At 65.3% G+C, this 14,418-nt stretch carries 10 protein-coding genes; 4 read left to right on the top strand and 6 right to left on the bottom strand.

All coding sequences use genetic code 11. From position 1 onward, the window contains the following. The first annotated feature begins 6 nt into the window (after nucleotides 1-6). On the top strand, nucleotides 7-1,704 hold the full coding sequence (locus ASD14_RS07115; RefSeq protein WP_056130993.1) for a hypothetical protein: 1,698 nt from the start codon (nucleotides 7-9) through the stop codon (nucleotides 1,702-1,704). A gap of 87 nt (nucleotides 1,705-1,791) precedes the next feature. Here the strand turns inward: ASD14_RS07115 and ASD14_RS07120 are convergent, their stop codons facing one another. Together ASD14_RS07120 and ASD14_RS07125 are read right to left on the bottom strand one after the other, a co-directional pair. Beyond that, entirely contained in the window at nucleotides 1,792-2,232 is a 441-nt protein-coding gene (locus ASD14_RS07120) for a c-type cytochrome (protein WP_056130996.1), read from the bottom strand. Between the two features lie 11 nt (nucleotides 2,233-2,243). Beyond that, nucleotides 2,244-2,624, bottom strand: a complete 381-nt coding sequence (locus ASD14_RS07125) for a cytochrome c (RefSeq protein ID WP_056132235.1) — start codon at nucleotides 2,622-2,624, stop codon at nucleotides 2,244-2,246. 439 nt (nucleotides 2,625-3,063) lie between these two features. Here ASD14_RS07125 and ASD14_RS07130 point away from each other — a divergent pair, with 439 nt between their 5' ends. The 3 genes from ASD14_RS07130 to ASD14_RS07140 are packed head-to-tail and all read left to right on the top strand — an operon-like array spanning nucleotide 3,064 to nucleotide 10,825. Continuing rightward, nucleotides 3,064-4,200 (top strand): efflux RND transporter periplasmic adaptor subunit, encoded by a 1,137-nt coding sequence (locus tag ASD14_RS07130; protein WP_056130999.1) that lies wholly within the window; start codon nucleotides 3,064-3,066, stop codon nucleotides 4,198-4,200. Between the two features lie 15 nt (nucleotides 4,201-4,215). Further along, on the top strand, nucleotides 4,216-7,680 hold the full coding sequence (locus ASD14_RS07135) for an efflux RND transporter permease subunit (RefSeq protein WP_056131002.1): 3,465 nt from the start codon (nucleotides 4,216-4,218) through the stop codon (nucleotides 7,678-7,680). A 43-nt stretch (nucleotides 7,681-7,723) separates the two neighbouring features. Beyond that, nucleotides 7,724-10,825, top strand: coding sequence for an efflux RND transporter permease subunit (locus ASD14_RS07140; RefSeq protein ID WP_056131007.1), 3,102 nt, complete (start codon nucleotides 7,724-7,726; stop codon nucleotides 10,823-10,825). Between the two features lie 90 nt (nucleotides 10,826-10,915). On the opposite strand, the gene ASD14_RS07145 is transcribed toward ASD14_RS07140, so the two are convergent. The 4 genes from ASD14_RS07145 to ASD14_RS07160 all read right to left on the bottom strand — a co-directional run bounded on the left by ASD14_RS07145 (nucleotide 10,916) and on the right by ASD14_RS07160 (nucleotide 14,413). After that, nucleotides 10,916-12,133 carry a TraB/GumN family protein gene (locus tag ASD14_RS07145; RefSeq protein WP_056132238.1) on the bottom strand — a complete coding sequence of 406 codons (1,218 nt, stop codon included), beginning with the start codon at nucleotides 12,131-12,133 and terminating at the stop codon, nucleotides 10,916-10,918. Nucleotides 12,134-12,255: 122 nt separating this feature from the next. Next, nucleotides 12,256-13,194 carry an alpha/beta hydrolase gene (locus ASD14_RS07150; RefSeq protein WP_200947031.1) on the bottom strand — a complete coding sequence of 313 codons (939 nt, stop codon included), beginning with the start codon at nucleotides 13,192-13,194 and terminating at the stop codon, nucleotides 12,256-12,258. 9 nt (nucleotides 13,195-13,203) lie between these two features. Further along, entirely contained in the window at nucleotides 13,204-13,827 is a 624-nt protein-coding gene (locus ASD14_RS07155) for a TetR/AcrR family transcriptional regulator (RefSeq protein ID WP_056131010.1), read from the bottom strand. Between the two features lie 64 nt (nucleotides 13,828-13,891). Further along, a complete protein-coding gene (locus ASD14_RS07160; protein ID WP_056131013.1) occupies nucleotides 13,892-14,413 on the bottom strand; it encodes a GNAT family N-acetyltransferase in 522 nt (173 codons plus the stop codon). Nucleotides 14,414-14,418 lie beyond the last annotated feature (5 nt).

Here is a 14,418-nt window from a genome sequence, read left to right on the forward strand (position 1 = left end):
CGGCGCTTGTTCACCGCCGCCGATCTGATCCAGGCCCTGCAGCGGCGGCTGCAGCTCAGAGCTCCGCATCTTCGCCGGCCACCGGGTGAGTTTCCACCGGGATGGAAGCAGTGGTTCGAAGCGATGCCCGTGCGTGCCGGCGCGATCAGCGGCGCCACCGCGCAGGCGCTCATCGATGTATTCCTGCAGCGTCCGCTGACGGACCGTCCCCTTCGCAGCGGCGAACTCACGCGCTGGCAGGCATTCAACACCTTGTGGCGCCAGGACTGGCACGCGCCCGAGCCCGAAGACCGCAAGCTGCGATGGTTCGCGGGTGCGTTCACGGCGATGTGGCACGTCGTCTTCGGCATCCTGCTGTTGTGGTTCTGGTACACGCAGATGCTGTATGTCGAAGAGGCAACCAAGCGTCGCGGCGAACAAGTCGTCCAGATCGAATTCATCGGGCGTGGCACGCCGGAAGAAGCCGGCGGCGGCCAGACGCAGGAACAACTCGAAGAGTCCGAGGCTGCAGAGCAGGTGGCCTCGGCACAGCCTGCCGAAGTGCCGCCGCCCGAACAGCCTGCGCCCGGCATCGAAACGCCCGTCGTCGATGCGCCGGTTCCAGAAATCGAGCAGCGGGACGTGCCGGAGCCGCAGATTCCTCCGGCACCGCCAACTCAGCAGGAAGTCGCGGTCAGTGCGCCAACGCCGGATGCCAGCGAGTTCGTCCTGACGGCACCGACCCCTCGTATCACCGAACCGCAGCTTCGCGCGCCTGAGATCAGAGCGCCTGCCGCGCCTTTGCAGGCGGTCGAAGTGCCAGAGCCGGTGCAACCGATCCGGCGCGAAGTCGCACCGCGTCCTGTGGCCGCACCGCAGATCGAAGCACGCATTCCCGAGGTTGCGCAGCGTGAAGTGGCAGCGCCGCTTGCGCGTCCGGCGGTGCCCGCGGTGGCTGCTCCGGCGATCGCCCAACCGACGTTGCGGACGCCAGAAACAAGCGTTCGCACGCGTGACGTGCCCGCGCCTGCAGCGCCAACACCCGCACCGGCCGCAACGGCACAAACCCCGTCGACGAAGCCTGCAGCGTCCAGCGCGTCTTCCGCGACACCGAGCACGAAGCCTGCAGCGAGCGGACCTCCCGCTTCGTCAACCGCCACGACAGCGCGACCGAGCGGAGCAACGCCATCCGTCACCGCAGGACAAGGCCCGAAGCCGATCGCTGCGCCAGGTGGCTTCGCCACGCCAGCGAAAGCCGACGACTGGGGCGCGTCGACGCGCAACGCGCCGGGCGGGCAGCGTGGCGAACCGCATGGGCTCTACAACGCGGAAGGCGGCCCGCGCCTGGCCGAGCAACCGGTCAATACCGGGCAGCCACCGGGAACGATCGACGATCGGATCGTCGATCTCGACCGTTCCGGCACGTGGCTGAAGCGCAAGCCGACGGATTACGAACCGACGACATTCGACAAGTACTGGGTTCCGAACGAGTCCCTGCTCGCGGAGTGGGTACGCAAGGGCATCAAGAAGATGGCCATTCCCATTCCCGGTACCAACAAGAAGATCAGCTGTGTCGTTTCAATGCTGGCACTGGGCGGCGCCTGCAGCATTTCGGATCCCAACCTCAACGATCAGCCGGCAGAGGCGCGGCCGCCGCCGGACGTTCCATTCAAGCCGCACCTTCAGGAAGACAACGGCAGCGTGAAGCCGAAAGAGGGCGGGTAGGCGGCCGGCGGCGAAAACGAAGGCTATCTGGTTGCTGCGCAAAGAAAAAAGGCCCGCGGTGCGGGCCTCTTCTCCAGATCGCAAGCATCACTGGATGCCGTGCAGATCCTTCAGGTGCCCGGCACGCGAACCGAAGTAGGCGCCGAGATCGGAGATCTGCTGGTCGGTGAGGTCGGCGGCCTGGCTCGACATCAACGCGTGCTCGCGGCGGCCATCGCGATAGGCCTGCAGCGAGTGGGCGATGTAGTCGCCGTACTGCCCGGCCAGCTTCGGATAGCTCGCGTCGATCGGGGCATTGCCTTCGGCGCCGTGGCAATCGACGCAAGCCTGGCCAGTCTTCGCGTTCTTGGCGCTGGCGAATTTTTCGCCGGCGGCGATGTTGCCGGCCGGGAGTCCGGCGGAGGAGGACTGGGCTTCGTGCGTTCCGGCTTCGGCTGCGGCCTCTTCGGAAGCTTCTTCCGACTTGCTGCAGCCCACGAGGGCGACGGCGGCGGTGAGCAGGGCGATGGCGAGGATCTTCTTCGTCATGGAATGTCTGCTCACTTCACGGTGGCGAGGTAGGCGGCGATGTTGGCGATGTCCTGGTCAGAGAAGCTCTGCGCCTGGGCCTGCATCGTGGGGTGCTTGCGGGTGCCCTTCTTGTATTCGGTCAGGGCGTTGAGCAGGTAGACCTCGGACTGGCCGCCGAGGCGGGGCACGTGGTAGCTCGGGTAGGCATTCTTGTAGCCGGTCACGCCATGGCAACCCTGGCAGGTATAGATCAGCTGCTTGCCGACTGTGGCATCGCCCCTGAGGGCGGTAGCAGCGGCGGGTGCGGGCGTGGCCGCGGTGGTGGTGGCGGCCGGCGCCTGGTTCGGTTCGTCGGCGAAGGCGACGGCCGTGGTCAGGGCGAGGCAGGCGGCGATCATCAGCGGTCGCATCATGTAATCCGCACTCTCGAAAGGCTGAGTTGTTGAAGGACGGTCGTTATTGAATCGGTCGTGCGGCCATCCATAACCCCGGAGACGCGCACAAGTCGGCAAGTATAGCCGCGTGCCGGGTTTCGAAGAAATCCGACACACCAGTTCAATGTTGAAAGCGTGCAACCCGTTGCTGCCAACATGCATCCCAACCTTGCGGATGTGGCTGCGAAGCGGAGGCTTTCGCACGCGTCGTGATCAGTTGCGATCGACCGGCCGATCGGCCGCATCCACTCCATGGCGGCAGTCACCATGACCTTCGGCCGATGGCCGGCACGAAGACGGGTGATATACCTATGTACAACACCGGCATACAGCCCAGAAACCCGCCGGGAAACCTCTTTCAACCGCTTGCCTCAGCCGCTCGCCGTCAACCGCTTGCCCCTCAGGGACCGATTCCATGCGCCAGACCCCACTCCGTTCCGCCTTCTCCAAGGTGCCCTTCGTCCTCGCCAGCCTGGTCGTCACGGGCGCCCTGGCCCTGACTGCCTGCAAGGGGGGTAATGGCGAAGCCGCCGCCGACGGCAAGGACCCGAAGAAGAAGGGCCCCGAAGCAATCCCGGTAGAGGTCGCCCAGGCATCCCGCCGTGCGGTCGCGGCGAGCTACACCGGTACCGCGCCGCTGGAAGCACGAGCCGAGGCCCAGGTGATCGCCAAGGTGTCCGGCGTCGCTTTGCAGGTCCTCGTCGAGGAAGGCCAGTACGTGCACGCCGGCCAGGTACTGGTGCGCCTGGATTCGGCCCGCAGTGCCCTGGTCGCCGCGCAGAGTTCGGCCCAGCTGCGCAAGCTCGAAGCCAATTTCGAGCGCTCGCGCCAGCTCGCCGAACAGAAGCTGATCAGCGCCAACGACAACGACCAGCTGCGCTACGACCTAGAGAATGCGCGCGCCGCGAACAAGGCCGCCAACCTCGAGCTGCATTACGCCAACGTCACTGCGCCGATTTCCGGCGTGATCGCCTCGCGTTCGATCAAGACCGGCAACTTCGTCCAGATCAACACGCCGATCATGCGCATCGTCGACGTCGCGCGCCTCGAAGCCGTGCTCAATGTCCCTGAGCGCGAACTAGCCACCCTCAAGGCCGGCTTGCCGGTACAGCTGGCCGTCGATGCGCTGCCGGGCAAGACGTTCACCGGGACCGTTGATCGCGTCGCTCCGGTCGTCGATTCGGGCAGTGGCACGTTCCGCGTCGTGTGTGCGTTCGATGGCGAATCGCTGCGCCCCGGCATGTTCGGCCGCATCAAGATCGACTACGACCAGCGCGCCGATGCGCTCGTCGTTCCGCGCGCCGCGCTGCTCGAAGACGAAGCGGATCCCGCGGTGTTCGTCGTACGTAACAAGAAGAGCACCCGCGTCCCGGTGAAGCTCGGCTACATGGATGGCCAATGGGCCGAGGTCCGCAGCGGCATCAAGCAGGGCGAGGAGGTCGTGATCGCCGGCAAGAGCGCGTTGCGCGACGGCACGGAAGTGCAGGTGATCGGCCAGCCCGGCGCGAAGGCCGGACCTGCGACGGCCGCCACCGCAACTGCACAGCGCTGACCGGAGGCTTCCCTCGTGAGCCACACCTCGCAAGCTTCATCCGGCTTGATCGAGTTCGCCACGCGCCGCCGTGTCACGGTGGCGATGGTGACTCTCACCTTCGTGATCTTCGGCTTCATTGCCCTGTTCAACCTCAAGGTCAACCTGCTGCCTGACCTGAGCTATCCGACTCTCACCGTGCGTACCGAATACACGGGTGCCGCGCCCACTGAAATCGAAACCCTCATCACCGAACCCGTCGAAGAAGCCGTCGGCGTAGTGAAGGGCCTGCGCAAGTTGAAGTCGGTTTCGCGTACCGGGCAGAGCGACGTCGTGCTCGAGTTCGCCTGGGGCACCGACATGGACCAGGCCAGCCTCGAAGTGCGCGACAAGATGGAAATCGTGCAGCTTCCGCTCGAGGCGAAGAAGCCGCTTCTGCTGCGCTTCAATCCGTCGACCGAGCCGATTCTCCGTCTCGCGCTGACCTCGAAGACCGGCGGCGATTCCGTCCGCGCACTCGGCGCCCTGCGCCGCTATGCCGAGGAAGACCTCAAGAAAAAGCTCGAACCCGTCGATGGCGTGGCCGCGGTGAAGGTCGGCGGTGGTCTCGAGGACGAGATCCAGGTCGACATCGACCAGCAGAAGCTCGCTGCGATAAACCTCCCTATCGACACCGTCATCCAGCGCCTGCAGCAGGAAAACATCAACATCTCCGGCGGCCGCCTTGAAGAAGGCACGCAGCGCTATCTGGTGCGCACGGTCAACCAGTTCGCGACCGTGGATGAAATCCGCGACATGCTGGTGACCACTCAGTCCGCCGGCGGCGGTGCTGCCGCGAACGCCGCTGCGGAAATGGCCCGCGTCGCTGCCGCAACGGGTAACGCCGCGGCCATGGCCGCGGCGCAATCCGTGCAGAGCGCAAGCTCGTCCAACTCGTCGACGATCGCCGGCGGCATGCCGGTGCGGCTCAAGGACATCGCCGACATCCGCCAGGGCCACAAGGAGCGCGAAGCGATCATTCGTCTCGCCGGCAAGGAAGCGGTCGAGCTCGCGATCTACAAGGAAGGTGACGCGAACACCGTTGCTTCCGCCGATGCCATCCAGGCCAGGCTGAAGGAGCTCAAGGACCAGATTCCGCCGGATATCGAAGTCACCACCATCGACGACCAATCGCAGTTCATCCGCCACGCGATCAGCGACGTGAAGCTAGACGCGGTGATCGGCGGCTTCCTCGCGGTGCTGATCATCTTCCTGTTCCTGCGCGATGGCTGGAGCACGTTCGTCATCGGCCTGTCGTTGCCGGTTTCGATCATCGCGACGTTCTTCTTCATGGACCAGTTGGGGCTGAGCCTCAACGTGATGTCGCTGGGCGGTCTCGCATTGGCGACCGGCCTTGTCGTGGACGACTCGATCGTCGTGCTCGAATCCATCGCCAAGGCGCGCGAGCGCGGGCTCGGCATTCTTGACGCGGCGATCCAGGGCACGCGCGAAGTGAGCATGGCCGTTGTCGCCTCGACATTGACCACGATCGCCGTGTTCCTGCCGCTCGTGTTCGTCGAAGGCATCGCCGGTCAGCTGTTCCGCGACCAGGCGTTGACGGTGGCGCTCGCGATTGCGATTTCGCTGGTCGTGGCGATGACGCTGATCCCGATGCTGAGCTCATTGAAGGGCCGCGCACCGCTGTCGTTCCCGGAAGAAGCGCCGCATCCCAAGTGGCAGCCGAACTCGCGCTGGCTAAAACCCATCGCTTTCGTGACCCATCTGATCGCAGCGCTGTTGCGTTGGATCTTCTTTGGTACTGCGTGGCTTGTGGTGCGCGCATGGCGCGGCACTGCAGCGGTGGTCGGTCCGATCATGCGCAAGGCGAGCGATCTCGCGATGGCGCCGTACAACCGCGCCGAGAGCGGCTATCTCAAGTTGCTTCCTGCAGCCTTGAAGCGGCCTTGGCTGGTGCTCGGTTCAGCGACGATCGCGTTCGTGCTCACGCTGATGGTGGTGCCGATGCTGGGTGCCGACCTGATCCCGCAGCTCGCGCAGGACCGCTTCGAAATGACGGTGAAGTTGCCTCCGGGCACGCCGCTGCGCGAAACCGACGAACTGGTGCGCGAACTGCAGCGCCAGCACGACAAGGACGATGGCATCTCGCTGCTTTACGGCGTGAGCGGCAGCGGCACGCGACTGGACGCGAATCCGACCGAGAGCGGCGAGAACATCGGCAAGCTCACGGTGGTGATGGCGAACGGCGGCAGCAAGGAAATCGAAGCTGCGGAAACCGAACGCCTGCGCGAAAGCATGACGGGGCATCCCAGCGCCCAGGTCAACTTCGCCCGTCCGGAACTCTTCAGCTTCTCCACGCCGCTGGAAATCGAACTGCGCGGTAGCGAGCTCGCCACCATCGAGCGTGCAGGACAGCAGATGGCCGCGATGCTCCGCAAGAGCGGGCACTACGCCGACGTGAAGTCGACGGTGGAGCAGGGTTTCCCGGAAATCCAGATCCGCTTCGACCAGGAGCGTGCCGCCTCACTCGGCCTCACCACGCGCCAGATCGCCGATGTGGTGGTGAAGAAGGTGCGCGGCGACGTCGCCACGCGCTACAGCTTCCGCGACCGCAAGATCGACGTGCTGGTGCGCGCGCAGGAATCCGATCGCGCGTCGGTCGAGAACATCCGCCGCCTGATCGTGAATCCCGGCAGCTCGCGTCCGGTGACGCTGGATTCGGTCGCCGACGTCGTGGCGACCACGGGTCCCAGCGAAATCCATCGTGCCGACCAGGTGCGGGTGGCGATCGTTTCGGCCAACCTGCGCGACATCGACCTCGGCGGTGCCGTCCAGGAAGTGCAGCAGATGGTCGAGCAGCAGCCGCTCGGCGCCGACGTGCGCATGCATATCGGCGGGCAGGGCGAGGAGCTCAAGGAATCGGTGAAGTCGCTGCTGTTCGCGTTCGGGCTGGCTGTGTTCCTCGTGTACCTGGTGATGGCGTCGCAGTTCGAATCGCTGCTGCATCCGTTCGTCATCCTCTTCACCATTCCACTGGCGCTGGTCGGCGCGGTGCTCGCTCTGCTGCTGACGCGTTCGCCGGTCTCGGTGGTGGTGTTCATCGGCCTGATCCTGCTGGTGGGCCTGGTGGTGAAGAACGCGATCATCCTGATCGACAAGGTCAACCAGCTGCGCGAGGACGGCATCGCCAAGCACGAGGCGCTGATCGAAGGCGCGCGTTCGCGACTGCGCCCGATCATCATGACGACCACGTGCACGCTGTTCGGCTTCCTGCCGCTCGCGCTGGCCTTCGGCGAAGGCGCGGAAGTGCGCTCGCCGATGGCGATCACCGTGATCGGTGGTCTGCTGGTCTCCACGCTGTTGACGCTGGTGGTAATCCCGGTCGTGTACGACCGGCTGGACCGTCGTGCCGATGCCTACTACCGCGAACGCGGGCTGCGCGTGCGGCGCGAGAAGGCGGAAACTGCCGCCGCCATCGCGGGCGATGCGGAGGCCGCAGGATGATCGCCAACGTACAGACCAGTCGTTCCAGCGGGAGCGAGGCCAAATGAGCATTGCCGAGCTGAGCATCAAGCGCCCGGTCACCGCGATCATGTTCTTCGTGTCGCTGTTCGTGGTCGGGCTGATCGCAGCGGTGCGTCTGCCGCTGGAAGCCTTCCCCGAGGTGTCTCCGCCTTTCATCTTCGTGCAGCTGCCGTACGCGGGCTCCACGCCGGAAGAGGTCGAACGCACGGTGCTACGCCCGGTCGAGGAAGCGATGTCGACCATGAGCGGCATCAAGCGCATGGATTCGGAAGCCAAGGCGGATGGCGCTTCGGTTTTCATGCAGTTCAAGGACTGGAACCGCGACGTCGCGATTGCCGCGTCTGAAGCCCGCGAGCGCATCGACGCGATCCGTGAGGACCTGCCCGACGACCTGCAGCGCTACAACGTCTTCAAGTTCTCCACGACCGACCAGCCGGTGCTGCGCGTGCGACTGGCGAGCCAGTCGCAGAACCTCGTCGGTGCTTACGACCTGATCGAACGCGAGTTCAAGCGCCGCATCGAGCGAATTCCCGGCGTTGCGCGCGTCGAGATCTCCGGCGCGCCGCCAAACGAAGTCGAAGTTGCGATTGAATCCGACCGGTTGACCGCGCACGGCATCGGTCTGAACGATCTGACGAAAAGCCTCCAGGCGCTGAATTTCTCGGTGTCGGCCGGCGAGATCGAGGACGGCGGCCGGCGCCTGCGCGTGCAGCCGGTCGGCGAGCTCAGCGACCTGCAACAGCTGCGCGATCTCGTCGTCGCCAATGGCGTGCGCCTGGGCGATATCGCGGAGGTGCGGCTGAAGCCGTCGCGCATGGACATGGGGCGCCGCCTGGATGGCCGTCCCGCCGTGGGCCTCGACATCTTCAAGGAACGCAACGCGAACCTGGTCGATGTCTCGAAGAACGCGCTGAAGGAAGTGAAGGCGATCCAGAAGGAGCCGGAACTGCAGGGCGTGCAGGTCAAGATCATCGAGGACCAGGGCGAAAACGTCACGAAATCCCTGCTGGAACTCGCCGAAGCCGGCGCGATCGGCCTCGTTCTTTCGATCGCCGTGCTGTTCTTCTTCCTGCGCCATTGGCCATCGACGCTGATGGTGACGCTGGCCATTCCGATCTGCTTCGTGATGACGCTCGGCTTCATGTATTTCGCCGGCGTGACGCTCAACATCCTGTCGATGATGGGCCTGCTGCTCGCGGTCGGCATGCTGGTCGACAACGCGGTGGTCGTGGTGGAGAGCATCTACCAGGAACGCGAGCGGATGCCGGACCAGCCGCGACTGGCTTCGATCCTCGGAACGCGCCACGTCGCGATCGCACTGTCGGCGGGCACGCTGTGCCACTGCATCGTGTTCGTCCCGAACCTGTTCGGCGACCGCAATTTTCTCAGCATCTACATGTCGCAGATCGCGATCACGATCTCCGTGTCGCTATTGGCGTCGTGGCTGGTCGCGGTCAGCCTGATCCCGATGATCTCGGCACGCATGAAGACGCCGCCGGCGGTGAACACCACCACGGGACTCATCCCCCGCATGCAACGCCGCTATGCCGGTTTCCTGCGCTGGACGCTCGAGCATCGCGGCAAGAGCATCCTTGGCATCCTGTTGATCATCCTCGTCAGCGTCGTGCCGTTGAAGATGACCAAGGTCAACATGTTCGGCGGCGAGGAGGGCAAGGAAACCGAGTTCTACTACCAATGGAACGGCAGCTACACCAAGGAGCAGATGTCGGACGAAGTGGCGCGCGTTGAAGCGTTCTTCGACGGGAACCGCAAGCGTTTCCACATCCAGCAGGTGTATTCCTGGTACAGCGAGGAAGGCTACGCCGGTACACGCGTCACCTTCGCGGACGATGCGGGCGCCATCAAGCCGCTGGTCGACGCCATCAGCAAGGAACTGCCCAAGTCCGCGCGCGCTACGATCGGCGCCGGCGACCAGGGCGGGCCGGGCGGTGGTGGGCCGGGGCAGAAGGCGCAGGTCTTCCTCGTCGGCGATTCGACGCAGACCTTGTCCGAACTCGGCCGCGACATCGTGCCGATCCTCTCCAAGCGCAAGGAACTGCGCGACGTGCGCGTCGATATCGGCGACACCAACAGCGAGCTCAATGTCCGCGTCGACCGCGAACGCGCTGCGGCCTTCGGCTTCAGTGCGCAGCAGGTCTCGCAGTTCGTCGGACTGGCCCTGCGCGGTGCGCCGCTGCGCGAGTTCCGCAAGGGCGACAACGAGGTGCCGGTGTGGGTGCGTTTCGCAGGAGCGGACAAATTCGGCGTCGAGGACATCGCATCGTTCACGGTGCGCGCACCCGATGGCCGCACCGTGCCGTTGCTTGCCATGGTCGACGTGGACGTCCGCCCGGCCGCGACATCGGTCAAGCGCGCGAATCGTCAGACGACCCTGACTATCACCGCGGGCCTGCCCGACAAGGTGACCATGCCGGACGCGCGCAAGGCGATCGAGGAAGTGCTGAAGTCAGTGTCGTTCCCGGCCGGTTACAGCTACACCTTCGAAGGCGGCGGCTTCGGCGACGACGACGAAGCGATGGGGCAGATGATGTTCAACCTGCTCATCGCGTTGATCCTGATCTACATCGTGATGGCCGCGGTGTTCGAATCGCTGCTGTTCCCCTCGGCGATCATGAGCGGCGTGCTGTTCTCCGTCTTCGGTGTGTTCTGGCTGTTCTGGCTCACCGGTACCGAGTTCAACATCATGGCCTTCATCGGCATCCTGGTGCTGATGGGCGTGGTGGTGAACAACGGCATCGTGATGATCGAGCACATCAACAACCTGCGCCGCCGTGGACTGTCGCGTACCGAGGCATTGGTGGAAGGCAGCAAGGAACGTCTGCGTCCGATCCTGATGACAATGGGCACGGCGATCCTCGCGATGGTGCCGATCGCAATCGGTGGCACGCAGATGGGCGGCAACGGTCCTGCGTACTACCCGATGGCCCGCGCCATCGCCGGTGGCCTGGCGTTCTCGACCATCGTGAGCCTGCTGTTCCTGCCGACGATCTACGCGCTGCTCGACGACCTGCGTGCGGGCACCGTGCGGATCATCCGCAAGGCGCGCGGCAAGGGCGACGTGTCGCTGCCTGGTGCTTCGGTGGCGGCATTCAAAGCGGACTAGTTCCAGCGTGATGCACGGATCCGGCTGGCCGGGTCCGTGTCTTCGGCGCCCGGAACTCACATGAAAACGGCGGGGCTAACCCGCCGTTTTTTATGCCATGAACTTGCCGAGGATGCGTGCCAGGCCGATCCATTCGCCCGCGATCGTGCCGAAGCAGGTCAGCATGAAGTTGAGCAGCACGCGCGACACGCGATTACGGTACCAACCGCGCACCGTCTGGGCGTCGTCGCGAAGCGCGAGGAAGTCGGCATACGTCGGTTTGCGCAGACGCGCTTCGACGAGGGCGCTGAACGCGCCCGAAGGCATTGCCGGCCGGAACGGTTTGAAAGGCGCCGCCGCCGCGCCGGCGAGAATGCTCAAAGGATGTCCGCCGGCGAGTGCGCACCCGATCGCGGTCAAGCCGGATGTAATCGCGATCCATTGCAGCAGCACGCCGGTACCGACTTCGAGCCCGCCGTGGCTGAAGCCCCAGGCCAGGCCGGCGACAAGAATCGCCGAAAGCACGAGCGTGAACCACGGCACCTTGCTCTTGCGATGCACGATCTCCAGTTCCTCGCGGATGGCGGCCGGATCGCGGGTTTCCTCGCGCAGATGCTGCGCAAGGCCTTGGAGGTGGCCTGCGCCGACGACCGCCAACACTTCGCGCGCATCGCCGCTGGTTTCGCGCAGGCGCGCGGCCATGTAGCGGTCGCGCTCGGCGATCACGCCTTCGTACAACTCGGGGCTGCTGCTCGCGAATTCGCTGAAGCTGGCTTCGAGCATGTCGCCTTCCTTGAGCTTTTCGATGTCTTCGGCGCCGACTTCCTCATTGGCGAACAGGCCCGCGACCAGTCCGCTGCCCAGCTTCATGCGACCCCAGAAACCCAGCTTCGCCGCGGCGCGCTTGAAGGTCAGGCCGACCTCGCGATCGATGAGATGCACGGGCAGCCCGCGTTCGCGTGCCTGGAGCACCGCCTGTTTGAGTTCCGCACCCGGTTCGATGCCCAGTTGCTCGGCGAGTCGGCGCTGGTACGCGGACAGCGCAAGGTTCGCCGCGAACATCGCGACGCGGCCGGTACGGATGACCTGGATGAGATCGAGTTTGGCGAGTGCCTCGGGGTCCGTGAGCGCCTGCAGTCGTGGCGGATCGAGTTCGACCGCAACGGCATCGAAGCGGCCGGTGCCGATCGCTTCGTTAACCGCATCGATGCTGGCGCGCGACACGTGCGCGGTGCCCAGCAGGGTGTAGCGCACGCCGTCGCGTTCGACGATCGCGTGCGGTTGCGTGGTCAGGAAATTTTCGGGCGTTGCGGTGGCTTCAGCGGTCATCGACGAGTTCGGCATTGCGGCGGAACGCCACGTTTTTCGCGGCGGCCGCGCAGCATAGTCGTTCCAGCCATGCGTTGCCCGAAGCCGGATCCCGACTTCCGCAGCGCGGTTAAGCGGAATGCTCAGCAGAAGCCGTAGGGCAGGTTGGGACTGGACACGACGCGCTCTCCGACCGGCTCGCCTTGCAGGAAGCGCAGCGCAGCCGTGATCACGCCCGCATCGTCGGCAACCCGGTTGTGGCCCAGCCCGCGCGTGCTCAGCAGGCGCGATTCGGGCCAGAAGCGCGCGTAACGCTCGCCTTCCGACCATGGCACTTCGCGGTCTTCCACATCATGCACGATCAGGGCGGGGCGCCCGATGCGGGGGGCGTTGTTGTGCGCCTGCAGCTCGCTGGCGTCGAAGCGCATCGCCTGTTCGAAGCGCGCGAACATGCGGCGACCGAGATCGCCGGCCAGCCAGACGAAACGCGAGAAGCGCTCCACGGCCGCGAGCGGGTCCGCGGCAGGGGCGATCAGCACGGCGCGTTGCGCCTCCAGCCCACGCGCGAGCGCCAGCGCCGTGGCCGCGCCACCCAGCGAGTGCCCGATGACCGCCGCGGCGGGACCGAAGTGATGGCCAATCGCCAGCAGGTGGCAGGTGAAGTCGGGCAGGGTGGTGTGCGTGCCGCCACTGCGGCCATGGCCGGCCTGGTCGAAGGCAACCACCGCGTAGCCCGCGTCGCGAAGCGGTTTCACCCACGGACCGATGCGGGTGCCGTGACTGGACCATCCGTGCGCGAAAAGCACGTAAGGCTGTTGCTTCGGGTCGCCCCAGACGTAGGCATGGATGGGCGTGCCGTCGACGCTCAGGTCCAGCTCGGCGGCGCCGTACGTCGGGGCCGCCAGCGCACGAGCCCGTGACGAGGCGAAGGGTTGAGTGAATAGTGCTGCGGCCTTGCGGACCGCCGCTTCCGGCGCAAGCCACCCGCCGATCAGGAATCCAAGTCGCACCGAATACAGCGACGCAAAGTTACGAACGATCGTGCTAATCGAGGGCGAGCGCTTGGAAAGTACCGTAGCCATGGGGCACCTCTAGGAATCAGCGAGTGAGGGGGAATTGGCGGAGTTGGCGGCGAACCAGCGTTCGACCGCCTGTTCGCCGCGTGCGCGGGCGTGGTCGTAACCGAAGAGACCGGATTTGTGGTGGACCATCAGCGGGATCGCGTAAAGCTCGAACGCATACTGTTCGACGTCTCCCGCGCGGAGATGGCCTTCGTCGACGGCCAGCTGGATCGCACCGCGCAGGATGTCCTGCCAGCGCTGTTCGTTGCGGAGCACCTGGTCGTGCAGCGGACCTGGCCGATCGTCGAACTCGGTCACCGAGCCCAGCAGCACGCAGCCGCCGGTGTTGCCACGAACCCAGTCGAACCAGTTGTGCATTACCGCGCGCAGGCGCGGCAACCCACGGGGCTGGGAGAGGGCAGGAATGAAGACCGCCTCGCCGAAGCAACGCGCGGCATGCTCGAGAACCGCGAGCTGCAGGTCTTCGCGCGATCCGAAATGGGCGAAGACGCCGCTCTTTGACATGCCGACGGCTTGGGCGAGGGGACCGATCGACAGGCCTTCCACGCCGGAGAAGCGGGCGATCTCGTAGGCCCGTTCGACGATGGTTTCCCGGGTCGCGGCGCCTTTGGTGGTTGCGGTGACGGTGCTCATGCTGCGGAAAATAGCACGATCGTTCGGACGTTGCTTGCCGTCCGTCGGACGCCGAGCCTCTCGCTCAGGCAGGCGCACCGGCGCCCGGTCCCAGCGCCCGCTGCATGAACACCGTGTCCAGCCAGCGACCGTGCTTAAGGCCGATTCCGGGAAATGCACCGATGTGACGGAAGCCGAAGCGTTCGTGCAGCCGGATCGAGCCGGTGTTCGCGGTTTCGCCGATCACCGCGACCATCTGGCGGAAGCCTCGTGACTCGCAGTCCGCGATCAACCGGCCGAGCAGGGCCGAGCCGATGCCGCGTCCCTGCCAGTCCGCAGCCACGTAGACCGAATTCTCGACAGTGAAGCGGTAGCCGATCCGTGCACGGAAACTGCTGGCATAGGCATAGCCGGCGATCTGCCCATCGACCTCGGCGACCAGGTATGGATAACCAGCTTCAACGATCCCCTGCATCCGGCGACGCATCTCGGCTTCGTCCGGCGCGTCGTATTCGTACGTGTTGACGAAATCGCGCACCTCGGCCGCGTAGATCACGGTGATCGCGGCGATGTCGGCTTCGCAGGCCGCGCGAATGGCAGGTAGCACTGGAG

The organism is Lysobacter sp. Root494 (assembly GCF_001427225.1).
GTDB lineage: Bacteria > Pseudomonadota > Gammaproteobacteria > Xanthomonadales > Xanthomonadaceae > Agrilutibacter.

Coding starts and splice junctions, on each gene's coding strand:
- ASD14_RS07150 (WP_200947031.1), bottom strand. CDS start 13,194: ATGGCTACGGTACTTTCCAAGCGCTCGCCCTCGATTAGCACGATCGTT.
- ASD14_RS07130 (WP_056130999.1), top strand. CDS start 3,064: ATGCGCCAGACCCCACTCCGTTCCGCCTTCTCCAAGGTGCCCTTCGTC.
- ASD14_RS07120 (WP_056130996.1), bottom strand. CDS start 2,232: ATGACGAAGAAGATCCTCGCCATCGCCCTGCTCACCGCCGCCGTCGCC.
- ASD14_RS07125 (WP_056132235.1), bottom strand. CDS start 2,624: ATGCGACCGCTGATGATCGCCGCCTGCCTCGCCCTGACCACGGCCGTC.
- ASD14_RS07155 (WP_056131010.1), bottom strand. CDS start 13,827: ATGAGCACCGTCACCGCAACCACCAAAGGCGCCGCGACCCGGGAAACC.
- ASD14_RS07145 (WP_056132238.1), bottom strand. CDS start 12,133: ATGACCGCTGAAGCCACCGCAACGCCCGAAAATTTCCTGACCACGCAA.
- ASD14_RS07140 (WP_056131007.1), top strand. CDS start 7,724: ATGAGCATTGCCGAGCTGAGCATCAAGCGCCCGGTCACCGCGATCATG.